The organism is Verruconatronum alginivorum, assembly GCF_056590205.1.
Genome location: NZ_JBWPVQ010000001.1, coordinates 650,880 through 675,428 on the forward strand (window position 1 = coordinate 650,880; position 24,549 = coordinate 675,428).

Sequence of the window (24,549 nt, forward strand, 5' to 3'; positions counted from 1 at the left end):
CGTTCTGTATCAACTGGCGTCAGCAGGTTCGACCATGGTGAACATGAGTTCGGCGGTCGACACCACTTGATCATTCACTTTGCAGGTCGCCTCGGCACTGGCGATCTTTTTGCCGCGGCGTTTGAGGATTTTGACGTAGATCACCAACTGGTCGCCCGGCTCGACCGGCTTACGGAACTTCACTTTGTCGGCGCTCATGAAGTAGGCCACCTTTGCTGTGTCACCGGTCTGCCGGAGCACGAGAATCCCGGCCGCCTGAGCCATCGCTTCCAGCTGGAGGACACCGGGCATGACCGGTTTCCCCGGGAAATGGCCTTGGAAAAACGGCTCGTTGATGGTGACGTTTTTCAAGGCGACCAGTTCGTCGTCGCTGATGATTTCGACGACGCGGTCGACCATTACGAACGGGTAGCGGTGCGGGATGGTTTCGAGGATCTGTCCGATATCGAGACTGCTTTCGGTCGGTTTGATCGTGGTGAGCCGCACCGGTGGTTTCGGCTTTTCGCCCGCCTGCTGGGTTTTCAGGAGGTCGGCCAGGGCGCGGGTGAGTTCGGAGTTGATGGCGTGGCCTGGCCGCATCGCGATGATGTGAGCCTTGATCGGCAATCCGAGGAGGAAAATGTCCCCGACGATGTCGAGGATCTTGTGCCGGACGAACTCATCTTTGTAACGGAGCGGCTCCTTCGAAAGAATCTTGTCCCCCTTGAGGACAACGGCGTTTTCGAGGCTGCCCCCCCGGATCTTGCCCAACTTCAGGAGTTCCTCGATCTCTTCGTAAACCGTAAACGTCCGGGCGGAGGAAAGCTCCTTCTCGTAGGTCTCCGGATCGATTTCCAAGGAGAGATGCTGGGTGTGGATCCCCCGGTCGTCGGCCGAAGTGCAGGAGACCTTGAACGTATCGCACGGCAGAGCGACGATCGAGGAATTGCCGCGAATGATCGAAACCGGCGACTCGACTTTGAAATAGACCCGGTCTTTTTCCTGCTCGACCGGACCGGCCTGCTTGATCAGGTCGACGAAAGCGCGGGCCGACCCATCCATGATCGGCGGCTCGCTCGCGTCCATTTCGATCACGATGTTGTCGATCCCGAGGCCGTGAAGAGCACTGAGGACGTGTTCGACGGTGTGGATCTTGGTGTAACCCGAGGAGATGGTGGTGCTGCGGACCAACTCGGAAACGAAATCGACCCGGGAACGGATCTCCGGTTTCCCGTAGAGATCCATTCGCCGGAAAATCACGCCGGTGTCTACCGCCGCGGGCTTGAGGGTGAGATGCACATCGTCGCCGGTGTGCAACGCCTTCCCTTTGATGGTGGCCTCGCGTGAGATGGTCCTCTGTTTCATAGCGTCGGGATGGATGTCATCAACCCTTCCGCATCCGGCTTTCGCGGACGGTGGAAGGAGCGCCCTGGGCGGCGTAGCGGGCCCGCAGACGAAGTCCTTGCAAACGGATGAATCCGCTGGCGTCGTTCTGGTTGTAGCTGCTGGCGACGCCTTCCATCGAGGCGATGTCGGGATCATACATCGACAACGGCGACTTCCGCCCGCAGGTGATGATGTTCCCCTTGTAAAGCTTCAAGCGGACGGTGCCGGTGACGGTCTTCTGGCTCTCGTCGACGAGGGCCTGGAGCGCCTCCCGTTCCGGCGCGTACCAGAATCCGTAATAAACCAATTCAGCGTATTTCGGGATCAGCGAATCGCGGAGATGCATCAGTTCGCGGTCCATCGTCAGGCTCTCGAGCTGGCGGTGGGCGTGCATCAGGATGGTGCCGCCCGGGGTCTCGTAAACTCCCCGGCTTTTCATGCCGACAAATCGGTTTTCAACCATATCGACCCGGCCGACCCCGTGTTTGCCGCCGAGCTTGTTGAGTTTTTTCATCACTCCGGCCGGGCTGAGACGCTCGCCGTCGACCGCCACGCAATCGCCCGATTCGAACTCCAGCTCGACGTATTCGGCTTGGTCGGGGGCGTCTTCCGGGGAGACCGACAGTTTGAACATGCCCTTGTTTTCCTCGGTGGTCGGATCGAACCACGGGTCTTCCAGGATACCGGCTTCGTAGGAGATGTGGAGAAGATTCCGGTCCATCGAATACGGCTTCTTGGCGCTCGCCTCGACATTGATCCCGTTTTCCCGGCAATAATCGATCATCTCTTTCCGGCCCGGGAATTTTTCGCGGAAGTTGTCGAGACGCCACGGGGAAATGATCTGGAGATCGGGGGCGAGAGCGGCGTAGGTGAGTTCGAAACGGCATTGGTCGTTTCCTTTGCCCGTGGCGCCATGGGAGACGGTGGTGGCGTTTTCCTTGCGGGCGACGTCGATTTGCGCCTTGGCGATCAGCGGACGGGCGATCGAGGTGCCGAGAAAATATTGGCCCTCGTAAATCGCGTTGGCCCGAATCATCGGGTAAATGAAGTCCGAGGCGAACTCCTCGACCAAGTCGAGGGTGTAATGGCTGACCGCTCCCGTTTGCTTCGCTTTTTCCGGCAACCCGTCGAGTTCTTCCTCCTGACCGATGTCGGCCGCGAACGTGACGACTTCCGCGTTATAGGTTTCCTTGATCCAGCTGACAATGACGGAGGTATCGAGACCTCCGGAATAAGCGAGTACGACTTTCATAATGTTGTTGCCCCCTTCATGCGACAAAATCGCCCGGGATTGCGAGCCTTTTTCCGGAAAACGGCGCGATCCGCCGACCTCACCGATGCGAACGGCCGAGCACGGATAGAATCGCCTTTTGGACGTGGAGGCGGTTCTCCGCCTGATCCCACACGACCGAGGCCGGGCCTTCGATCACGCTTTCGGTGACTTCGTTTCCAATGTAGGCCGGGAGGCAATGCATGAAGATCGCCCCCGGTTTGGCCTTCGCCATCAACTCCGAGTTGACTTGGTAGGGCAGCATCTGGATCACCCGGTCCTGGGCCTCTTCTTCCTTGCCCATGCTCACCCAGACATCGGTGTAAACAGCGTCGGCATCGCGCACCGCTTCTTCGGGATCGTAGGTGAACTCGAAATTTTCGGCCAAACCCTCATCGGCCAGGAGTTGGCGGATCTCCGGTCCCGGCTCATAGCCTTTCGGACCGCTCAGCGAGAGCTTCATCCCAAACAACGCCGCCCCCAGAATCCAGGAATTGCTCACGTTGCAGGCGGTGTCCCCGAGAAAGGTGATCTTGCGCCCCTTCAACGAACCGAGTAGATCGTCGCCGGTCGTCCATTTTTCCGCCAAGGTGAAGGCGTCGGTGTAGATCTGGCACGGATGCAGAAAATCGGTCAACGCGTTCACGATTGGAATCGTGCCATGCTCCGCCAGGCCGACCACGTCCTGATGGTCATAGGTCCGCACGATCAAACCATGGACGTAACGGGAAAGGACCCGCGCCGTATCATTGACGGACTCGCCCCGCCCGAGCTGGATGTCGTTCTTGTTGAGATAAAGCGACGATCCACCCTGCTCCCGAATGGCGACTTCGAAGGAAACGCGGGTTCGGGTGCTCGATTTCGAAAAGATCAGCGCCCAAGTCTGACGGTCGAGGGTCGGCGGGGTGTGACGCATCCGGTTAGCCTTCACCGCCCGGGCCAGAGAAAAAATCTCGGCCACCTCATGTGTCTTGAAATCGGTTTCCTTTAAAAAGTGCTTCATGACTTGGCGCCGTGTCGCGGAGTCGATCCCCCGAGCCTCTCCATCCTATCCACGGAACAAACTCGACCGATCAATACCCCGGATCAGGGATTGAAAAAAAACGGGCATTGAATCATCCGCCCGATCGGTGCGCAACCGTTTTTTTCCGAATTTTCGGACCGGCTCAGGGCCGCCCCCGGTCAACCGCCGTCCGGACGGTTGAGCCGGGAAAGGGCACTGCGGAATATCCGAACCGACTTCTCGATATCGGCTGGATCGACCAAGAGGGAGGGAAGGAATCGAACCACGTTGCCTCCGGCCGAAGCGGCCAACAACCCCATCTCCCGCATCGCGGCCAGAACGGGAGCCGGATCGGCGGTCAACTGGACCCCGATCATGTAACCGCGGCCCCGCACTTCGACGATCCGCTCGGGCATGGAGGCGGCGAGCCGCCGCAATGATTCCATCCAGCGCGGACTATTCGCCCGGACCTGCTCCAACGCCTCTTCCCGCTCGATCACGGTCAACGTCGCCAAACCGGCCGCGCAAGCCAACGGTGAGCCACCGAAGGTGGTGCCGTGCGATCCCGGAGGCAGCAGATGGACCCGATCTTCGCGCACCCACATCGCCCCGATCGGGAATCCGCCCCCCAATCCTTTCGCCATCGCGATGGCGTCGGGAACGATCCCGGCCTGTTGAAACGCGAAATAATCGCCGGTTCGGCCGATCCCGCACTGGACTTCGTCCAACAAGAGCAAGAGACCGTGCCGATCGCACAACTCGCGCAGACCTTGCAAAAACTCCGGGGTGGCCGAGTGAATGCCCCCCTCTCCCTGGACCGGTTCAACCGCGATCGCCGCGGTTTCTTCATCGATCAACCGCTCGAAACTTTCCAAGTCATTGAACTCCGCATGGGAAAAACCGGGGACGAACGGCGAGAATCCAGTCCGGATTTTTTCCTGGTTGGTGGCGCTCATGCCGCCAAACGATCGCCCGTGAAAGGAGTTCCGCGACGTGATGATCTTATACCGCTTCCCTTCCTCGCCGGTCCGGTCGAATCCGTGTCTGCGCCCCAACTTGAACAACGCCTCGTTCGCCTCGAGACCACTGTTGCAAAAAAAGACTTTGCCCGGTCCGGCCTTCTGCACCAACACCCCGGCCAAACGCCCCTGGATCTCATTGCGGAAAAGGTTGCTGGTATGGACCAGCGTTGCCGCCTGCTCGGCCACCTGCCGCACCCAAAACGGATGGGCATGCCCGATGCAATTGACCGCGATGCCGCCGCAAAAATCGAGGTATTCGCGGCCGGCGTCGTCCCAGACACGATCCCCCTGCCCTTGGACCAAGGTCAGCGGCGCCTTGGGATAATTCCCGAGGACGAACTTGTCGTACAATTCTTCCGGACTTTCAGCGATCATGGATCAGATCGAACCCCCTTGGGCGTTCGCGATTTATGGTTGGCGAGAATGAAGGACTATCTCCTCCTTATCGGCTCAGAGATAAACGCCCTTTCGACGGGACGACAAACAAGAAAAGAAGCGGTTCGACGTTCGCGAACCGCTTCCGGCAAAGGATCCCCGGCGGACCCCGAGGTTGAAAACGTTTTAATTCCTGGAGTCGGAAAGAACGCGGGCCAGGTCCAAAATCAAATCCCGCACCGGAGCGTCGACCGAGCGCCGGGCCAACACGTCCAAACTGCGCCGAACATCCTCCGGACAATCGGGAGCGATCGGCGGACGGTCCTCTTGCACCAGAACGGTTTGCGGAACTACCTCAACCATGGATTGCATTTCCCTCGGGACCTGGTCCAACAACCATCCGCGAACGAGATTGGGACGAACCGTTTCGGGGAAAGCCCCGGCGATCCGGCGCAAAATCCGCGGTCCGACCGGAACCGACCCGCGAACATAACTGCTCATGCTGGTGCGGTGAATTCCAGTGGCGCCAATGAGATCCTGTTGGGACATGGACAAATCCTCCATGGCCCGCTCTAAAGCGGCCGAAAAATAACTCATGAGGGCAAGTTAAGAAACTTTTAACAATCGGCAACTTTTTTCTTGCACCCCGACACTCAATCCTGAAAGTTCCAGAACTTATCAAAAATGGACATTCAACCGAACCATTCCAAAGCGATCGCCACGATCGCCCCGAACCGCGGAAACACCTTCCGCGGTCCATCGCCCCGGGTGGTCGTCGAGCAGGATTCGGGGGTGAGCGAATGACCGCCCTTTCCGCCATTTCACCGTTTTCCCCGGCTGAAGAATGTCCCGAGCCGGCCGCGCCGATCCAAGTCATCTGCGTCTACTGTCCGGACCTGCCACTGCGCGAGGCCGCTTTCCGGCAAAAACACCCCGGCACGATTTTTTCCCACGGATGCTGCCCGGACTGCTTCCGCCGCCTGAAACAACAACTTTCCGCCATCGCAGGAAACGACCTTCCCCGGGGCGCCGGCTCCATCGATTACCCCCGCTCCCCTTGAGGCAGCGGATGGAGCAGCCATAATGCCCGGGGTGGCCTGCCGGGAAATGGGTAACCGTTCAGATGGGTGGCGGTTCCCCATTTCCCGGGCCCCCAGGCGAAACGCGAGGCCGCCCGGATCTATCTATGCGCTTTGGAGTGCCGGGGCGTTCCCGGGCCGCTTCAATTGGATTACGCAGCCTCCCGGTCCTCCTCCGTAGGGACGTCCCTTTCCTCTTTGTGGCCGCATTCTTCCGCGAGCCGCCGCACCTCCCGCTCCAGCACCCGGGCGATCCGTTGATGCATCTCCCCTTCCTCATCGTCCAGACGACCGGCTTCCTCTTTCAATTTCCCCGCCTCGATCGGCTTACCGAAATAGACATCGATTTCGCCGCCTTTCGGTAATTTCCGTCCCAACGGCATCGCTTCCCTCGTCCCACGGATAAACACCGGCACGATCGACGGTTCGTGATGGGCCACGATTAAACCGATCCCCGGCTGGAACGACTGTAAATTGCCGTCGGTCGAAATCCTCCCTTCAGGAAACCAGACCAACCGATGCCCTCGCTTCATCACCAAGGCTCCGACGGCGAGACTCGACAAGGGACCTCGTTTCGGATCGATCGGCACCACTTGGAACAAGCGGCTCACCCAGCGCCGGAACGCGCCGCGAAAGAGTATCTCCGCGTTCCCCGCCCAAAAATAGCGCTTGAACCGACCATGGCCCAACGCACAGGTTATCGCCGGCGCATCGAAAAAACTGATGTGGTTCGGCACCAGAATATACGGCCCTTTCTCCGGCAGGTTTTCCAATCCATGCCCCCGGAACCGACAGCCCAACAAGGTCGCCGCCGCCCGGGAAACTCCGTAAACCATCGAAGTCACCGCCGACATTCCCGCCCCCAATGGCGTCGCCCAGCGTTTGTCGGAGTCATTCAAAACTTCCTCCGGTTCCTCGATCGGACGTTTTCCTTCGGCCAATTCCTCCTTCTCCGAGTTCGCGGCCGCCTCCAGCAGATCGCGCACGGTCTCCACCCGCTCGATCAGATCCTCCGTGATCGGCACGCCGGTCCGCTCCTGGGCGGACAACGACAATTCGACCCACTCCAACGAATCGATGCCGAGATCGAGTTCCAAACTGGCATCCGGCGTCAACTGTCGATCCGCGTAACGCTTAGCCAACAAATTCCACAGCTTCCTCGCCTGCGGATTCTCCAGGAGCACCCGGTCGTCGCTCCCCAGCTGTTCGATCGGGACTGGACCAGTCTTCCGGTCACCCCCGCTTTCTCCTTTCTTCGCGGCTTCGTATTGTTCCGCCAACCGGTGGCGCTTAATTTTCCCCAACCGGGTTTTCGGCAGAGGCTCCCGAACCACTTCAATGTTCGACAGGCGCTTGTAACTCGCCAGCGACGCCGCCCGCTGTTCGAGAGCCTTCTTGACGATGCGCGGGGCCTCTTCCCGCCCATGCTCCCGCAACACCGCCCGATCCGGCACCGCCAGGGCGACGAGTTTTCCCCGTTCCTCCAAGACGCCGACCTCGGCCACTTCCTCCGCCGCGCTCAGCGTCGTTTCGATCGATTCCGGGTCGATGTTTTCTCCCCCTTCAAGCACGATCATCGCGGAGGCGCGTCCGCCGAGATAAAGGTAACCATCCTGGTCCAGGTAACCGAGGTCCCCCGTCCGGAACCAGCCCTCTTGAATCGATTCTTCGGTCTTTTCCGGCAGATTATGGTAACCGGAAAAGACGTTAGGGCCCCGCGCCAACACTTCCCCGCGCTCATGGTCACGTTTTCCAGCCTCCTGGGCCTCCCGTTCCGCTTCCGGCAGAGCATCAGGATCGATCTTGAGTTCCACTCCTTCAATCGGCTTGCCCACCGTGGAAAAATCTCCCTCCCCCGGACGCTTCAAGGTCAAAAGCGGAGAAGTTTCCGTCAACCCGTATCCAACCGCGATCGGCCAGCCGAACGCCTCCAAATTCTCGGCCAATTCCGGGTCGAGCGGCGATCCCCCCGACGCCAACATGCGGATTTTCGCCCCCATTTTTCGCCGGATCGGACTGAATAGAAAACGACCGGCGGGCACCCCGATCCGCCGGGAAACCCGGGCGAGCGCGATTGCTCCCGAAAAGAGCCCGGCCGCCCACCGGCCCGCACCACCGACCTTCCCCCGGATCCCTTCGAATAACGCCCGGTAAAGCCGGGGCACTCCGAGAATGACCGACCCTTCTCCCTGATTCAACGCCCGCACCAGCGCCTCACCGGTCAATGAGTGAGGCAACAGAATCGTCACTCCCAGCGCCAGCGGGGTGAACAAACCGATCACCAGTGGATACACATGATGCATCGGCAGCGGCAACAACATCCGGTCGCCATCTTTCACCAAGCCGGTCTTGGCTACTGCCTGGATCTGAAACACCACATTGCGATGAGAAAGCGGCACCCCTTTCGGCGGTCCGGTCGTCCCGGAAGTGTAAAACAACACCGCCCGCTCCTCCTCGCCGACCTCAGCCGCCGGCACCGGGTCGTGACGGCAGAGGTCAGCCCATCCGTCGACCTCGTCAACCTCCCCTTCCCTCCCTTCGTGGTCGTCATCCCGCGCGCCAAGCACGAAAACCTTCAACCCGCGGTCTCCGGCGATCTCCTTCAGGCGCCGCGCCACCCGGTCCGAAGCGAAAACCCGTTTCGCATCGCAGTCCGCCAGCACCCGCTCCAGATCCTCGTCCGACATTTGGGTATCGATCGGCGCCAAAACCGCCCCGATGCGCAGAATCGCCAGAGCCGTAACAAACCACTCCGGAGACGGCTCGGCAATCACCGCGACATGTTCCCCCTTTTCGACTCCGAGCGCCCGAAGTCCTCCTGTCATCCCGGCCGCCTCCCGGGCCAATCGTTCGAACGGCCACTCCTCTTTATCTTTTCGGGTGAAACGGATCACGGCGGGCCGGTCCCCGAACTCCTGAAGCCGGTCAGCCAGCGCCGACAATGACTTCCAATCTGCAAAGTCGCGCGTTGCCATGCCTTTACTTTATTCGATCCCGCCGCCCGCGCAAATCGACGGTCCCGAAACGGAATTGACGCGGGTGGCCCCGCCAGCCGACATCCGCCGCCTACTCTACTTAACCAACCGGAGACAAAGGGGGTAGCGATAAGCCACCCCTTCGTTCGATTTGATCGTCGCCACGATCACCAAAATCAGGTGAATGACCGCGATTACCGGCAGTAAAACGAAACCGACCACCGCAAAAACCAGAATGCCCGCGACGACGGCGGCCAAGGTCATGGTGATCTGGAAATTAATCGCCTCCTTGCCTTGGTCATCCAGAAACGGCATTTCGTTTCTCTTGATCAACCAAATGATCAACGGCCCCAAAATGAAACCGATCGGAAAAGCGACATAGCCGAGCAAAGCGGAGAGATGGGCAAACGTCGCCCAAAGACGTTCGTTCTGCGGAACGCCGTCCGGCGAAAGGGCTGGTGCTCGTTGATCGTCCATGGTCCTCCTCAAAAATCGGCCGCACGGAAAAGTTGTCAATCCGGGAAGCGACGGGAACCGCAGATCCGCAGATCACACCGCAGGTAAAAATTAACCGCAGATTTCGCGGATATACGCAGATGCAGGAAGGAGATGTCCGCGAAACCGATTATTCGGGCGTCGTGCCAGCGGGATTCGAACCCGATAGTAGTTTTCCTAATACTGCATCGCGATTATGTTAAGATGCATTTATCAGCATCTTAGAAATCATAAGCCGTGTAAGTAGATGAACATAAAAGCAGTGCAATTCCTCTTTTCTGGCAAATAATTGGCAAATCTTAGCGACCTAGGCTCATAGTTCCGGATGCGATCTCCCCGATGGTCATAGTCACACTCCAGTCGTTCTTTCGGATCCGGGTAGACAGTCCCGGTAATTTGCAATTTGATGCCTGACCCCGCCGCGACCGTGACCCCGCCGCGACCGGGACGATTACTCTTGTCTCGGCAATGGTAATTTAATGACAAGCCCCGGCCATTTACTGACCGGTTCCTTTGATCAACCGCCCAAAGCCCTTAGATGGATTTCTCAATAGGATCGCCATTATGACAAAGGCGAGAGTCCATATTCCAAAAGCAAACGCTGACCAACGAGGAAAGAAACCCTGTCGCAGTTGGTGCCGAAGGTTCCCATACATTTGAAGATCCTCATGCATTTCAATTGTTGAAAAAGTGTCGGTAATTCGCCTTGGCGGCCTTGGCGGCAACGTTCCATCCCTCGCACGAACTAAAAACTCAAAGATTCTCGTGATCTCTGGCTGAATTTGATCTTCCTTGATTGCGAACAACTCCGCCAGGACGTTCTCGGAAAGAATTCCAACTTCTCCGTTCAAAGAATATTCCATAGTAATCAAATCCAAGGTCCCGGTTGCCTTCGAACTCCTTTCTGGCGATCGGAAATCATCCTCGATACTGATATTCAAGCGCCTGTAGCGAAAACTCTCGGGTGGATTCCATCCCCATTTTAACGGCGACTGTCCCCATGCACGAAAGCTGATCATGCCGCTTCTACCGTCGTATTCTTTAACCGAAACAAAATCGGCATTTACTACTCCGTAATAATCCCACATATCCTGTAACCGGTGAGGCCGATTAAATACCAGAAACAAAAGGCCAAATACCATTCCTAATAGGTAAATTAGAATAAGTTTTTTCCACCTCATACTTTATGATATCATGCTAGGACGAATCAGCCAATTAACGAAAGTGCATTCAAAAACTGGCATCAGAATGATCGCCAAGATTTTTACCATCAACCCGACACAGCCCTTCCCGCGGACCTCGCCGCATGCTAAGTGTCACACTACTTCCGGCACTACGTTCCATATCTTGTATTATTAACCTGAACACAACGATGTTCAACCCGCTGCCTTCAAGGCGATCCGCCAGATCAGATTGGAAATTCGCATTTCTGGCAAAATCCATCGAGGTCTTAGGTCTAAACATCCGGAAGTCACCATCTCTTTGCGGAGTTCTCCCTATTAACGTCGTTGTTTCGTGTAGGAAGACTCGTCCCATTTGAAACGAATTTATACCACTGGGGTTCAAATTATCTGTATTAAACCAGATATGCTCTGAGTGGGTGTTCGGTACCACCCATGCGTCGGCATCTCGTTTGCCCGGCAGCACGAATAGTTTTCGAGCTGATCTAAGAGCGGCCAGAGCCTCGATTTGGGTATCACGCATATACATAACGGCTCGACGATAAGTGTTTCGTCCTCTTCCTGGACAATACAGACTGTCAATCTGGTCCAGATAAGTGTCCATAATAATTTTTAAGTCCTCCGCAATTATTATCGCCTTACTTTGCGCATTGACAATACGCTGCATAGCGGTTGGTGACCAAGTAAATGATGTGTCCGTTTGTCTTCGCAGGTTCGCGTTGGTGAAATGAATCTGCCACAACCCTAGATAGTCACCGGAATTAATGGCGTCATTTTGAGAGAAACCGAGGAGGCTGATTCCACCATCCTCTTCAATCGGATCCCTATTCAGGAACCGGCCAGTTGCCGGATCAACGTATCGGTAACCATAATAGACGATACTGGTTTCTGCATCAGTATATTTGGTGCTGAACCCGAACGGCAATTCCTTCGCCACGCCGGTTTGAACGATCGGATCGCCAAACGGCGAGTAATCGAGGCGGCCGGCAACCGCGAGGGTCGCGGTGTTCACCCACGCGACCACATTTCCATTGGCGTCCGTGCTTGCCGCGAATGTCTGCGTCGGCGTTTGCGTCCAGAGCAAACCGCCGACTCCCCCAACGCCTTGCATGGAGCCGCTTATGTCCGGCCCCCAAACATGTCTACGGATTACGGCGTTGCCGTTCAGGGCATCGCGTTCCTCGACGAGGTTCCAGCCGTCGTAAATGAACCGGAGGTCTTTGACGGGCTCCCAGTCGTTGGCTACCCATTCCTTCACCAATTTCCGGATGCGGCGCCCCTGGTAATCATAAGCGAATTCGAGACGCTGTTTGAGGTCGGGGATGGCAGTTGCGACGTTTGTGCGTGTTTCCATGGCCTTCAACCGGTTCTCGCCATCCCAGAAGTAATTCCAGCGGCCGTCGGATTCGAGGTTTCCATCCAAATCGTGAACGAAGGTTTCCGGGTCCTCCGCTTTAAAGGCCCAGCGGGTTTCGTCCACGAGTTGGTTGTCGATTTCGGCTTCCACGATGATTGGACTATGCACCGGGCCGGGGCTGTTGTCCATCGTTACCTCCCGGTGGAAATCCCGGTCGGTTCGCTGGGTGGGTTGACCGTTCACGGTCACTGTGGCAGCCGGGAGGGCTTCGCCGAGGACGTCGATATAGGCGGGGACCGTGCGCTGCTCGTACTGGTTTAGCAAACTTGGAGTGTAGGTGGCGGTCCGGCTGTTGCGGGTGGCGGTTTCCCGATTGCCGATGCCGTCGAAGGTGTAGCCGAAGCTGTAGCCGGGGAGGATGGCGGATTGGGGATCGGTGGAGAGGCGTTTATGGGCGGACGTCACTTGCCCGAGATTGTCATATCCGTAATGCCAGGCGCGGCCGTCTTCGTGTTCGATGATGGTGCGCTGGTTGGCGGCGTTGTGCGTGTAATCGCGTCGAACCACCGGCGCGCCATCCACGATGGTTTTCATCCACTCGACGCGGACAAGTTTGTCGACGGATCGTTCGTGGCGGAGGCGGAGCGTGCCGACGCGGCGGATGTCGACGCTTTCCAGGATCCCCGTGCCGGACTCGTAGCCGAGATCGGCGCGATGATGGGCTTCGGAAATGCGGTTGAGGCGACCGGCGGCATCGAACAGGTAGCCGGCGCCGTAGCCCGCATCCGTCGCGAGATAACGGAGGCGATGCTGCGGGTCGTATTCCCGGTCGATGCTCACCCCTCCCAGGAGACCGCTGCCGGTGTAATCTTCGTATTCGAGAAAACCGGCGGTAGTGTAACCGCGGGTGAGCAGTCCGGCGGCGTCTTCGGTGGTCTTGAGGCGTCCCAGACGGTCATAGGTATGCGTGACGGACGGTGTGCCATCCGTGTAGACGGTGGTCCAAAGGTCACCCGCCTCATTGTAAGTGTAGGTGGTGACGAGCGGCTGGTTGTCCACTTCCCGCGCCCAGGTGCGGGTTTTCAGCCGTCCCGAGGGCCAGTAGGTGTATTCGGGGCCTTTGTTGTCGTTGTAGCGTTTGTTCTCCAGCCAGCCGCGCTGGGGATGATAATTCCAAGTGGTAAGGGCAGCCTGGGAGGGGTAGGCTCGCCAGGTGGTCATCGTCTGTTTGCGTCCCTGCAAATCGTAGGTGTAGGCCACGCGGTAAGTGCGGTCGCCCCAGGTTTTCTTGAGCTGACCGTTCGGCCAATATTCAAAATGGGTCTCGGCGAGGTCAGCATGGACGATCTTGTTTTGCCGGCCCATCGAATCGTAACCGTATTCGGTTGTCTGCGACGATTGCCCATCAGCCGGGGGCGGGGTCGTCACCTTCCAGAGGCGGTCGGCCGCATCGTATTGGAAAGTGGTTCGGCCATTGCGGTGGTCGTCGGCAAACTCCAGGCGGCCAAGCGAATCATATTCGTACTCGGTTTCATGGAGAAGAGTGCCGTCCCCGCCGTGACGGGCCTCGCGATGAAGTCGACCGCCGTGGTATTCCGTGATCGAATACGATCCGTCGGGGCGGGTGCTGTGGACGGTGCGGACGGGGGAGGATCCGGAGAAATCGCGGGTCGTGGTGACGCTGCTGGTGGCTCCGCCGCGGACCTCCCAACTGCGAAGCCCGCTGGTGGTGGTTTCGTGCCGGGAAATTTCCACGGGTTTGTCGACGTTATCTTCGGTCCACGCCTCCTCGATGGTGACGATGATGTCTTCGCCCCGGGTGTTGGCGGGGTGGCTCGTCGAAAGCACTCTGCGGGTGGTGCGGCGGATGCGGTCTTCGCCGTCAAAGGAAATACCGGTGGCTCCGTCGATCGCCACGGCGGTGATCTCCAGTTCGCCGAGACCGTTGTAGGCGAAACGCCGGGTGACTCCGTCGGCGTCGCGATAGGCGACGAGTTGTCCAAGCTGGTTGAACTCCCAGGTTTCGTCGGCGCCGGAGGGATACGGATATTCGCGGCGAACGGTCCGGCCGAGCATATCGGTGTAGGTTTTCACCCATTCGGCGGTGGCATGGGGACCGGGCTTGAGGAAAATCTCCCGGGTCCAGCGTTCGCCGTCGGTGGTGGTTCCATATTCGTATTGGCGATGGGCGGCGGCGGTGCCTTCGACTTTGAAAAGGGTTCCGTCCGGATAGCTCAGCTCGATCCGGGTCCCGCCGTCGGGGTATTCCACGGTCCGTTTCCAAAGGCCGGTCGCGGAGTCGATCTCTTCGGTGTGATCGGTGGTTTCCCCGGCGATGTCCTTCGACCAAACCAAATCTCCCGCGAGGTCGAAGTGGTTTTCCTGGAGGAGAGTGGCCGGGGAACCGAGGCGGGTCACGGTGCGGCGACGTCCGTTTCCGTCGAGGCCGTATGCTTCGGTGATGCCGTTGCGAGTGGTTTGGACCGTGCGTCCGAGGGCGTCCGGGGTGTGCGTCGTGACCGTGCCGTCCCGGGCGGTGTGGGTGGCGATTTGGCCGAAGTCGCCGTAAGTGAAGATTTCCGATGTGCCGTCGAGCGGATAGGAGACGATCAGCGGACGGCCGAAATCGTCGCTGGAATCGACCTGGCGGACGGAAAGGGTCACGCTGTTGTCGAATTCCGTGAGACCGAGAAGCCGTAACACTTCGGCGGCGAGGCTCCGCTTCTCGACGGCCGAAAGTTCACTCGCTTCCCAGGCGCCATCAAGCAATTGGTCGAGATCGGCGAAGAGCGCTTCGTGGAGATCGTCGAGTTGATCGAGGAGAATCGCGATGTGCTCGGGACTGGCGACCCCGATGAGGCTGTCGATCAGCGCTTGAAGTTCCTGGATCTCGGGATTTTCCTCGGCCAAGCTGGTCTTCGATTTATCGGCGAGCATTTGTCCGGTCCGGTCGAAAACGCGGAAAAGGATTTCGCCTTCTGGATCGCGCCCGATGTGGACGATATTGTCCCCGCTCAGCGGAAGGCCTTCCGGTGAAGTCGGAATGAATCCGCCACCGGGATCCTCCACGAGGGTCGTCAACTTGAGGTCGAATTCCCGGAAATCGCGTTCGATTTCGGAGACGGTGTTTCCGGCGGAATCGACGGTGGTGACGGTGACCGTGCCGGAGGCGATGGCATCGACCAGTTCGCCATCCCCGGCCGGCTCTCCTCGGGCGATGGTGGTGACGAGGGCGCCATTGACGGAGACGTAGGAATAGAGGGTGACGGTGCCGTTCGAATGAAATACCCGGCGAGGTTTCCCTTTCCACGGCCCCGTCGCATAGGTGTGGGTGGTTGTGATAAGATTGGCCGGATGGTTCTCGTTGTCCAATTCCCAGCCCGGCGTGCCGACCCGGATATTGGAAACGCTGGTCATACGATAAGGCGGCTGATACGGCATGCCGGGCAAATAATTGGGATTCGGCTCCTCGAAACCATTCCCCCACTCGACTCGATAGCGCCGCGAGACCTCATGATTCTTGATCTTTACAACCGTGCTTTGAATCCGTTCCCGGACACCATCGCCATTCACATCCTCTTCCCAATAGGCGATTTGTTCGACCTTATGGTAGGATTCGGTTCCGGCGTCGGCGAGGAGGGAGCCCTCCCACGAAGAAATCGTTTTGGTCCGCCTGCCGAGAGGATCATAATCGTAAACTTCCCAATATCCGTTGGAATCGGATCGGGATTTCAGTTTGCCCACGCGCCATCCGTCGGCTGGATCGACGTAATAATCCCAAGTGGTCGTGAGGTTACGGCCTCCGGGATCGCGCACCTCTTCGACCCGTTCCTCGCCCCAGCCAAACGTCCGGAAGGTTTCGGAAATTTTGCTGATTTCGCCGAAAACATTGTCGCTGACAATGGTCGTGACGATCCGGTCCGGTCCGGACGAGTCGGTTTCCCGTGAAACAGTGTGCAACCCGTTTCCAGTAGCCAACGTCCACTTGTCAGCCGCATCGTCATGGGTGAAATGACGGGTCACCGGCGTTCCCACCATCTGACGCATCCTGATTTGGGTCGTGGTCGCCGGATTCGGATTGTCGACGCGCCAGATTGAAAATGCATCGTCAATCGGATCGACCTCGGAGGCCAGTTCGTAAAGGCCGGAAGCCGGGTTGAAATTCCCGATGTCCGTGGGATGATAGAAACGGATCTCATAAAAATCGATATCATCCGAAACCGTGTATTCGGTCACGATATCGGCGAACGCCTGGGGAGCGAAGACCTGCCGCAGCGCACCATCGGAATCGTAAACGACGTCGATTTCCGACTGACCGGCCAAGCCGTAGGTCAAAACACCCGGGCCATAACTTTCCGCGGTGACTTCCTGCTGGTAAAAACGGATTGCGCCCGCGGACCGACCGTTCTCGTATCCGCCCATGAAAACCGACCAACTCGCGCTCGAATTATGACCGCCATCGTCACTACCCGGCGTACGGCTGCGCTCAAGCAAGCGCGCCACCGCTTTGATTTGCCCGGCACTGGTCACCCCAGTCGGCAATTCCTTGACCAGGATATACGGCTGGGACACGTCATCAACCGTAACGACGTCCTGCCGTTCTTTCAAATCCATCGGGCTTTCAGTCCCATTACCGTCGAAATAGGTGAACGTTACCTCATAATCGCCAACTGGGCAAAAATCGAAAGCCGCACTAAAACCGCTCAATATAACGGTCTTTGTTCCATTCTCTTCAGGCTCGGATAGGTCATAGACCGAAGTCTCTACTTGCCCAGGACCATATCCATGATAGACAAACGGAGGCATTGGCGTAAATACCGGATCCCCCCCTCCCTCAGGCTGAAACCGTTCAACCCAGGTCAGCGTGGTTATTCCACTGGGATCTGGGTCAAACATCCACTTATACTTCACCCGACGAAAGCTAAATGTTGATTCATTAGAAGGGAGCATTCTAAAGGAGTTTCCCGAGTCACCCTGTCCTATTACAGTCTTGGAGCTATCAAATCCGGCAAAAGGAGGAAGTATTTTCAATGCCGTTTCAATCAGCCGATTAGTCGTAAATTCGTCCTCTAATGTTTCGAAGATTGTCCCCATTAACTTATAGCCGTTGAGGCATTCATAAGTTCCTGTTAATTCTGCTTGATCTGACTTATAGTATATAATAAAATGATTCGGCGCCCAAGCGAGCATTAAATTGATGCTACTGAACTCCGCATTACTTACAGGAAACGATCCGCTTCCACTTTCCGTAGTCCAAGAATGTCGAGTGACAAGGGAATTATCAGAATCATACTGTGCTGTTCCATCGGAGCTTATGGTGTACTTCAAGCTACCGTCCCACATGTGATAGCCTTCGTGATCAAGGCAATCCCAAAAACCACCATAAGCAAAATCATTTTTCCCGTGAAAAACTTTCTCGAGAAAATATTTATTTCGTTCAAATTCGATTGGGTTGTATTGGATAAACCCTCCTTTTTCAGTGGATACCTCTACAGAATCAGCTATTAATGTTGCTTCTCCCCCCACTGTGATCTTACCTTTGAAAACCAAATTTCCGCAGGGGGATTCCCCCATCAAATTATGCCCAAATAAACACAATAGTATAAGAATTAATCTTAATGGCATTTTATCGAGCATACAAGAATCATAATGAGATGGTTTTATTGATAATCCGTAACGAAATTGAAAATGGGTTATCTCAAATTACGGCGAATGCACGATCAGTCCAGCAGCGTTTGCCGCCGCCGGATCCTGGCCGCCTTCAAGCGACAGCTGCCAGAGCTCCCAATAAGTGAGCGCGCTGCCCTCGGGGGAAAGACCGGTGTAGTCGCCGAACGGATCAAGGCCGTTCTCCAGTTTCCAGCCGCTGGGGATGCCGTCGCCGCCGAAGACCGAGAGGTAGGGATCGGGGGCGAACAGGTCGGTGAAACGGAGACGGAAGAATCCCCGGCCGGGATCTCCGGCGAGGTGGAACCCCCAGATGATTTCGTCGTCGGAGCCTTGCTCGATCAACGGCACGTAAATCCAACCGGAGGCCAGATCGGGGCTGAATTGGACGAAGTAGGTGTGATCGAGTGCGCCCTGCCAAGAGAGGTGGAACGCGTCGGTGCCGCGATCATGCACGATCGCCAGCCCCTCATCCGCAGGGACGCTTGAAGTGGCAAGAAGCCCACTGGATAGTACAACACCCGTGGTCGCTAGAGCGAAACGGCCGGAGGGAGCGAAACGGTCGAGAAGAGTTCTTTTCATGGTGGGGAGAATTTTTACTCGGGGTTTTCGGAATGGATCCGGCTTCGGATTGGGAAGAAGTTAACCACGGTCTCTCGGAGAGCTGGCGGGTGGGCTTGACGATAACGTTCATGCGCCGCCCTGAGAGTTTCCGCCCGCTGAGCTCGCGCTTCGAAATTCGCTTCATTCTGAACGTAGTGGACATGAAGAGCGTCAATCGCCTCCAGAAGATCGGGAGAGACCTCCGTTTCAGATTTGGAGAAAACGACATATTCGGGGAACGAGGAGGAAAAGATCGTGGAGTCCGGACGGTTTGTCTCGTTGGTTGAGTCCGACTCGACCTTCGTTACGAAGCTGAAATACGAAAAATAAAAGTCCCCTGCTCGCAGGCTTTCGATGGGGGGCAAATAGGTAAATGCCACATTGCTGAGGACTGTGACGCCATCGCTCAACGGCGCCACCTGAATTTTGGTCATTTCATCATCCCAAACCGTTACGAAGAGGGTGAGGTTCATTGATTTTCGCTCCGGATCAAGAAGAGGAATATCTTCCGTCGTTAGCTCCGTCGCTCCGGTCTCTTCCGCGGCGGTCGACGTCTTTCTGGCTGGTTGCGCAACTTGTCGGAAGAGAGTTTGGTGTCCCGCGTGATCAAATGTCCATTCCTGGACTGCTGGCGCCTCCAGGAGTTCGTTCCGCCTATCCGCTTCCCGTTCAGCCTGGGCAGTTATCTCCGCTTCGACGATGGCGTCCGCCTCCGTACTCGACAGGGCAAAAGCAGAATCAGCGGACACGAACAACGCAATCGCTCCCGCGAAAATCGTGGGGATCAAGGAAGCAGCTTTTTTCTTTCTCATTAGATTTTCCTCCGGTTCAAGGGTTTCCGTGAGTAGAACGATGTTGTCAACGGTTTTCTTAAATACCGCATTTGTGTGTGAATATCACACACATCTAGTGAGGTTTCGTGCTCCAATGTCAAGCGTGTGAATTGCGCACGTGAATGAAAAAAACGCTTCAAGGGCCGGCACGTAATTTAATTGGGGGACGAATTCGCCGGGCTCGGTTGGCCTGCAAGCCCTCGGTTTCCCAGCAGGACTTGGCTGGTCGCTTGGCCGCGCGTGGCTTGACCATCGATCGGTCCGCCATTTCCCGGATCGAAAACCAGGAACGTTACGTCATGGACTACGAAATTGCCGCTATCGCTAAAAGCCTCAAAGTCACCGTAGCTTGGCTGTTCGGCGAAAAGTGATGAACTTCCCGCCCATCAGGAGCCCTGCGACGCTCGTCTCGATCGGGCCCCTTAGTAATTGAGTAACTGAATGGCTTCCACCCGTCCAAAATGGTCCGTATTGTCGGTCACGAGAGGAAACCCGCAGTCGAGGGAGGCGGCGGCGATCCAGAGATCGTTGGCCCCGATCATCAGACCAGCCGCTCGAAGACTTCGGGTGATTCGCGCATAATGATCCGCGACGGAACGTGTGACTGGAAGAATCTCAAACGACTCCACAACAGATACAAACGCAGGATCTTCACGGTTTTCAAAGCCCTCCGCATACTCTCCGTAGGCTATAATCGAAAGATAGGCAGCCTTCTCGCGGTGGCTTTCGAGAAACCTGTGCGCTTTCCCCAATTTGCCGGCCTTTCGTTCCCGCTGAAAATCAATCAGAAACGTGGTGTCAAAAATCAACGATTCCATTTGTCCGCGGGCGGCCGGTCGTTTCTCTGGGCTTCGATAAGCCTTTCCAACGTGGCATCCGAAACCGCTCCGGAGGCACGGGCGAGCAGATCGCCGCACCGCTTCGGTCCATCGTCCCATTTGGCTCGCTTGATCACCTTGGAAAACGATTCGCCCCGATGTCGGCGCGCCCGAACAAGAGCCCGGTAAGCCTCTTCATCCACCGACAGTGTTTTTGTGCCCATACACAGATCAATACACAGGAAACAGGCTTCGTCAATTCGAAGCTCCGGATTTCGACCGGTCGAAACTCCCCAGGCCTCCGCGCAAAGACTACAGGTCGGGAATGGCGCGCTGTCATCGCTACAAAGCAGGATCCGGCTAGGCCCCGAGAGGACAGAATATTCCGTGCCTTCCGGGTATTCCGTGGTCCCTCTCCCCGGATGACCAGCTTACGGTCGAATCATCGTTATTCACGGCTCCCTCCCTGTCCACTTGACCCTTTCATCCGTTTCCTGTTGAGTGTGAATATGATTCCCATGCGCGCCGATTCTGCTGCTGATCGACATCTTCATGTCGCCGGAATCCTGCGCCAATGAACGGATCCGATGCGCGCGATTCCGCCCGCCCCGAATCCCTCCGCCCGTTCCGGATGGGGCTGGCGTTTGGATTTTTCAACGCGATCACCTGGCAGATCGCCCTCGGCACGCCGTTGGTCCTGTTGGCCGAATCGCTGGGCGCCACCGCCTTCCAGGTCGGGCTGATCTACTCGTTCCTTTTCCTCCTTGCTCCGATTCAGGTGTTGGCGACCGCCCTTCTTCCCAAGTTCGGTTACCGGCGTCTGATGCTTTTCGGATGGGGGGCCCGCTCGATCTCGCTGTTGATCCCGATCTACCTCGCCTGGCTCCGGCCCGCGGAACCGGCCGATTGGCATGTCAACCTCCTCATCGGCAGCATCTTCTTTTTCGCCTTGCTCCGTTCGATCGGCGGGTGCGCCTTCCTGCCGTGGATGTATTCAATTCTTCCCGACAAATTGCGCGGCCGGTATTTCGCCAACGACCAGATTTTCTCCGGCGTCGCGGGGGTGACGACCCTCATCGCCTGCTCCCTCCTTTTCTATTGGTTGCCCCTGCACGACGCCTTCGTGTTGCAATACTCCCTGGCTTTGGCCGGGGCGTTGCTCGCTTGGTACGCGCTCAAAAAGATCCCGGAGGGACCGCTCCCCGATCCGGTTGACTTAAAAGGATTGTTCAAAGAGGCCCCCCGTCTCTGTTTCCGGAGAAGCCGCTACCGCCACTTCCTTTGGTTGAGTGTGCTTTTCGCCGTCACTTCGGCCCCGATCGTTCCTTTCTCGATTTACTACCTGCGCGTGGAAGCCGGTTTGAGCGCCGCCGAGATCATTATTTTCACCACCATGCAATACCTCGGGGCGATCGCCGGATCCCTTTACGTCCGCAACATCATTGACCGAAGCGGACCCCGGGTCTTTTTCCGCGCGTCCAGTGCCCTTTACATCGCGGTGGCAGCTTCCTGGTGGGGTTTCCTCCATTGGGAGGTTTCGTGGATCGTCCCTCTGCTACTCGTTTACTTCACCCTCGGGATGGCGGCGGCGGGATGGATGTCGGCCAACCTGAATTACCTTCCCCGGCTCACCAGCGAGCGGGACCGCCCGGTCCGGATTTCCGTCCATGGAGCGATCACCAGTTTCCTCGGTGGTCTGTCTCCGATCTTTTGGGGACTGTTTCTCCGAGGTGAAGGCGAGACGCCGACCATGAACACGGGGAATTTCGAGCTGTTGTTTTTGTTCGTCACCCTTTCCCATCTTCTCCTCCTCTGGCACGTCCGCTACCTGAGGGCGGCCAAAACCGACGCCGAACCGCTCCTGCTGGCCGGCGCGCTGGGACGTCCGGTCCGCTCCCTCGCCTCGCTTGCCACCTTGGCGACGAACTGGAAAAAACAACGCTGAGTTACTCCTCGTACCACGGCAGGCGGAGTTTGGCGCTATGCTCCAACTCCGCGATCACCTGGGCGGCGAACAAGATGATCACCGCCGCCACTTCCATGCTGATCAACAAAATCACCATCGTCGCCAACGATCCATAAACCACACCGACCAATGAGAGATTGGTGAAAAACCATCCGAGCAAGAGCCGCACCCCCTCCCAAAGCACGGTCGCCGTGACCCCGCCGATCAACGCCCGGCGAAACCGAATCCTGCTCGTCGGCATCACACTGTAAAGAGCGGTGAACAGCAGGACCAATCCTCCGAGGGCCAGCAGATGGACCACCATCCGCGTCACCTCATCCAACGCGATCTCCCGGCCGAACCACCCGACCTCCTTGAACGGGATCGCATGCACCGCCGCTGAGACAAGGGTGATCAACAACACCGCCACCCCGATCACCCCGATGAACAGGTAGGGCAACACCGCCGACACCCAAAACTTCCGCGGCGCCTTGTGTTGCGGTCGGTGAAAGATGACCCCCATGGCGGTTTCCAGGATTCGGAACGCGATCGAACTGAAGAAGACCATCGCCAGGAAACCGATCACGCCGACCAATTCCCGGTTGTCGGGAAACGCTTGCAACACCCCTTCGAGGATGACGTCCATTCCCGGGACGATGATTGCCAGTTCCGGAAAGATGATTTCGTAAATCAACTCGTCGGTGAAAAACTGGGCGAATACCATCACGATCACCAGACAAAGCGGAATAACCGACAACATCGTATTGTAGGCGACCGCGCTCGCGAGCAGCACCCCGTTGTTGTAATAGAAATGCCGGACCACCCGTAGCGCGAACTTCGCCACCCGGCCGGCGGTGGTCGTCGGTTGCATCAACCACGCGACGATCCGGTCGCGCCGGTTCTCCTCCCGTTTCATTCCCTTCACCAGCCGGGACGCTGAAGTTCGCCGAGCGTCGTCACTCCCTGTTTCACTTTCTCCACGCCGTCGTGCAAGATCGGATCGACCCCTCCGCGCCTAAGCTCGCCGCGCAGCTGCGACTCGTCGGCGTGCCGCAAAACCAGCTGCTTGAAATGTTCCTCCAGATGCCAGACCTCGAACAATCCCGTCCGCCCATGAAAACCGGTGTATTGACATTCCTCACACTCCCCGGCAACCCACACCGTCTCCGGCACTTCCAACCCGGCCGACTCCAGCCACGCCTTTTCGGCGTTCGACACCGTGCCCTCTTTCCGGCACGCGGGACAAAGCTTCCGCACCAAACGTTGTGCCACCACCACTTCCAAGGCGGTCGCAATCTCGTAATCCTTCAAATGAAGATTCCGCAGAGTGGTGATCGCCCCGGCTGCGTCACGGCTATGCAGCGTGCTGAGCACGGTCTTTCCGCTGGCCGCCACGTCGAGCGCCGCCTGGGCGGACGGCACGTCCCGGACTTCGCCGACCAGGAGGAAATCGGGATCGAGGCGGAGCATCGCTTTCACGCCTTCCCCGAACGTCAGTCCGCGCCGGTCGTTCACTTGCATTTGGGTGATGCCGTTGACCCGGTATTCGACCGGATCCTCGATCGTGACCACGCTTTGATTAAAGATCTTCAGCTCATGCAACAAGGCATACAGCGTGGTGGTCTTGCCGCTGCCAGTGGCTCCGACCACCAGGAACATTCCGGATACGTTTTTCAACCACTTTTCGATCGTCGCGTATTGCTCCTTACGCAGACCAAGGTCGCTCAAGTTGAGTTCCAGTTGCTGGGCCTGCAATAACCGGATCGCCAGCTTCTCCCCTCCGATGCAAGGCACCCCGGCCACCCGAAGATGCAACTCGCTTTCATCGTGATAGTAACTGGCCCGACCATCCGCCGGACGGCTCAACGGGATCGGATCGATCTGCGCCATCGCTTTCAAATGCCCAATCAACCGGCCGCCCACCTCCCTCGGCAAAAGGGCCGAATCGTGCAGGACCCCGTCGATCCGTAACCGCACACAGAGGTGGCCGTCCTCGGGCTCCAGGTGAATGTCGGTCGCCCGTTGCCGCATCGCGTCGTCGATCAGGCAGTCGGTCAAGTCCGACATCGCGGCACCGCTCTCCGGGTCGAGCTGGGGGATTCGATCCATCAGCTCCGATTCCCAACGTTGCACGGACGGAGCGAAGTGAGGTTGCAATTGACGGAAACGATTCGGCGCCTGTTCGGTTTTCATAGAGAGAGTGGTGGTTGGGTGTGATTGTTTAAAAACGGCTCTGGCGGTTGATTTTACCCGGCCGATTTCCCTCCGGCAACTCCTTTCGATCTCCGCGGAAAACGGAAGGCTACGTTATCGGGAGCCGACCGAATTCCGACGATGTAATCAGAAGTGGTGGGATCACCGTCGTGTCATTGCGAGGAGGCTCCGCCGACGAAGCAATCCACGAAACAGCGACCCGCGCCCCTTTCCCGGAACGTGGATTGCCGCGTCAGTCGTTCCTCCTTCCTCGCAATGACAGACGGTTGTCTGTTCTTACCACCACTTTCAATCGCGCCCAATTCCGGCATTCCGGCTCGTCATCCAATAAGCGGTTTACTTCCGCA

The 24,549-nt window shown here is 57.5% G+C and carries 17 protein-coding genes; 2 read left to right on the forward strand and 15 right to left on the reverse strand.

The features are described from left to right. Positions 1–9: 9 nt before the first annotated feature. The 11 genes from ACWUI2_RS02175 to ACWUI2_RS02225 form a co-directional block, all read right to left on the reverse strand. Positions 10–1,344: a bifunctional UDP-3-O-[3-hydroxymyristoyl] N-acetylglucosamine deacetylase/3-hydroxyacyl-ACP dehydratase gene (locus ACWUI2_RS02175; RefSeq protein ID WP_486981221.1), complete on the reverse strand. Its 1,335-nt coding sequence runs from the start codon at positions 1,342–1,344 to the stop codon at positions 10–12. 19 nt (positions 1,345–1,363) lie between these two features. Continuing rightward, positions 1,364–2,617, reverse strand: coding sequence for an argininosuccinate synthase (locus tag ACWUI2_RS02180; RefSeq protein ID WP_486981222.1), 1,254 nt, complete (start codon positions 2,615–2,617; stop codon positions 1,364–1,366). Between the two features lie 79 nt (positions 2,618–2,696). Beyond that, positions 2,697–3,638, reverse strand: coding sequence for an ornithine carbamoyltransferase (gene argF / locus ACWUI2_RS02185; protein ID WP_486981223.1), 942 nt, complete (start codon positions 3,636–3,638; stop codon positions 2,697–2,699). Positions 3,639–3,817: 179 nt separating this feature from the next. Continuing rightward, a complete protein-coding gene (locus tag ACWUI2_RS02190) occupies positions 3,818–5,035 on the reverse strand; it encodes an aspartate aminotransferase family protein (RefSeq protein WP_486981224.1) in 1,218 nt (405 codons plus the stop codon). Positions 5,036–5,221: 186 nt separating this feature from the next. Further along, the gene (locus tag ACWUI2_RS02195; RefSeq protein WP_486981225.1) at positions 5,222–5,632 is read right to left on the reverse strand and encodes a helix-turn-helix domain-containing protein; all 411 of its coding nucleotides are present in this window, start codon (positions 5,630–5,632) and stop codon (positions 5,222–5,224) included. Positions 5,633–6,266: 634 nt separating this feature from the next. After that, positions 6,267–9,089, reverse strand: coding sequence for an AMP-binding protein (locus ACWUI2_RS02200; RefSeq protein WP_486981227.1), 2,823 nt, complete (start codon positions 9,087–9,089; stop codon positions 6,267–6,269). A 96-nt stretch (positions 9,090–9,185) separates the two neighbouring features. Next, positions 9,186–9,566: a DUF4870 domain-containing protein gene (locus ACWUI2_RS02205; RefSeq protein ID WP_486981229.1), complete on the reverse strand. Its 381-nt coding sequence runs from the start codon at positions 9,564–9,566 to the stop codon at positions 9,186–9,188. A 515-nt stretch (positions 9,567–10,081) separates the two neighbouring features. After that, positions 10,082–10,672, reverse strand: a complete 591-nt coding sequence (locus ACWUI2_RS02210; RefSeq protein WP_486981230.1) for a hypothetical protein — start codon at positions 10,670–10,672, stop codon at positions 10,082–10,084. A 142-nt stretch (positions 10,673–10,814) separates the two neighbouring features. After that, a complete protein-coding gene (locus ACWUI2_RS02215; protein ID WP_486981231.1) occupies positions 10,815–16,736 on the reverse strand; it encodes an RHS repeat domain-containing protein in 5,922 nt (1,973 codons plus the stop codon). A gap of 1,089 nt (positions 16,737–17,825) precedes the next feature. After that, entirely contained in the window at positions 17,826–18,371 is a 546-nt protein-coding gene (locus tag ACWUI2_RS02220) for a hypothetical protein (RefSeq protein WP_486981232.1), read from the reverse strand. 14 nt (positions 18,372–18,385) lie between these two features. Next, positions 18,386–18,865, reverse strand: a complete 480-nt coding sequence (locus ACWUI2_RS02225) for a hypothetical protein (RefSeq protein ID WP_486981233.1) — start codon at positions 18,863–18,865, stop codon at positions 18,386–18,388. Positions 18,866–19,347: 482 nt separating this feature from the next. On the opposite strand from ACWUI2_RS02225, the gene ACWUI2_RS02230 reads away from it, so the two are divergent. Then, positions 19,348–19,596, forward strand: a complete 249-nt coding sequence (locus ACWUI2_RS02230; RefSeq protein ID WP_486981234.1) for a helix-turn-helix domain-containing protein — start codon at positions 19,348–19,350, stop codon at positions 19,594–19,596. A gap of 51 nt (positions 19,597–19,647) precedes the next feature. Here the strand turns inward: ACWUI2_RS02230 and ACWUI2_RS02235 are convergent, their stop codons facing one another. Beyond that, positions 19,648–20,043 (reverse strand): type II toxin-antitoxin system VapC family toxin, encoded by a 396-nt coding sequence (locus ACWUI2_RS02235; protein WP_486981235.1) that lies wholly within the window; start codon positions 20,041–20,043, stop codon positions 19,648–19,650. Further along, on the reverse strand, positions 20,031–20,267 hold the full coding sequence (locus ACWUI2_RS02240; RefSeq protein WP_486981236.1) for an antitoxin VapB family protein: 237 nt from the start codon (positions 20,265–20,267) through the stop codon (positions 20,031–20,033). Before ACWUI2_RS02240 ends, ACWUI2_RS02235 begins: the two co-directional genes overlap by 13 nt. A 350-nt stretch (positions 20,268–20,617) precedes the next feature. Here ACWUI2_RS02240 and ACWUI2_RS02245 point away from each other — a divergent pair, with 350 nt between their 5' ends. After that, positions 20,618–21,988 (forward strand): MFS transporter, encoded by a 1,371-nt coding sequence (locus ACWUI2_RS02245; RefSeq protein ID WP_486981237.1) that lies wholly within the window; start codon positions 20,618–20,620, stop codon positions 21,986–21,988. 1 nt (position 21,989) lies between these two features. On the opposite strand, the gene ACWUI2_RS02250 is transcribed toward ACWUI2_RS02245, so the two are convergent. Both ACWUI2_RS02250 and ACWUI2_RS02255 read right to left on the reverse strand, forming a co-directional pair. Beyond that, positions 21,990–22,904 carry a YihY/virulence factor BrkB family protein gene (locus tag ACWUI2_RS02250; protein ID WP_486981238.1) on the reverse strand — a complete coding sequence of 305 codons (915 nt, stop codon included), beginning with the start codon at positions 22,902–22,904 and terminating at the stop codon, positions 21,990–21,992. 5 nt (positions 22,905–22,909) lie between these two features. Then, a complete protein-coding gene (locus ACWUI2_RS02255; RefSeq protein ID WP_486981239.1) occupies positions 22,910–24,181 on the reverse strand; it encodes a GspE/PulE family protein in 1,272 nt (423 codons plus the stop codon). Positions 24,182–24,549 lie beyond the last annotated feature (368 nt).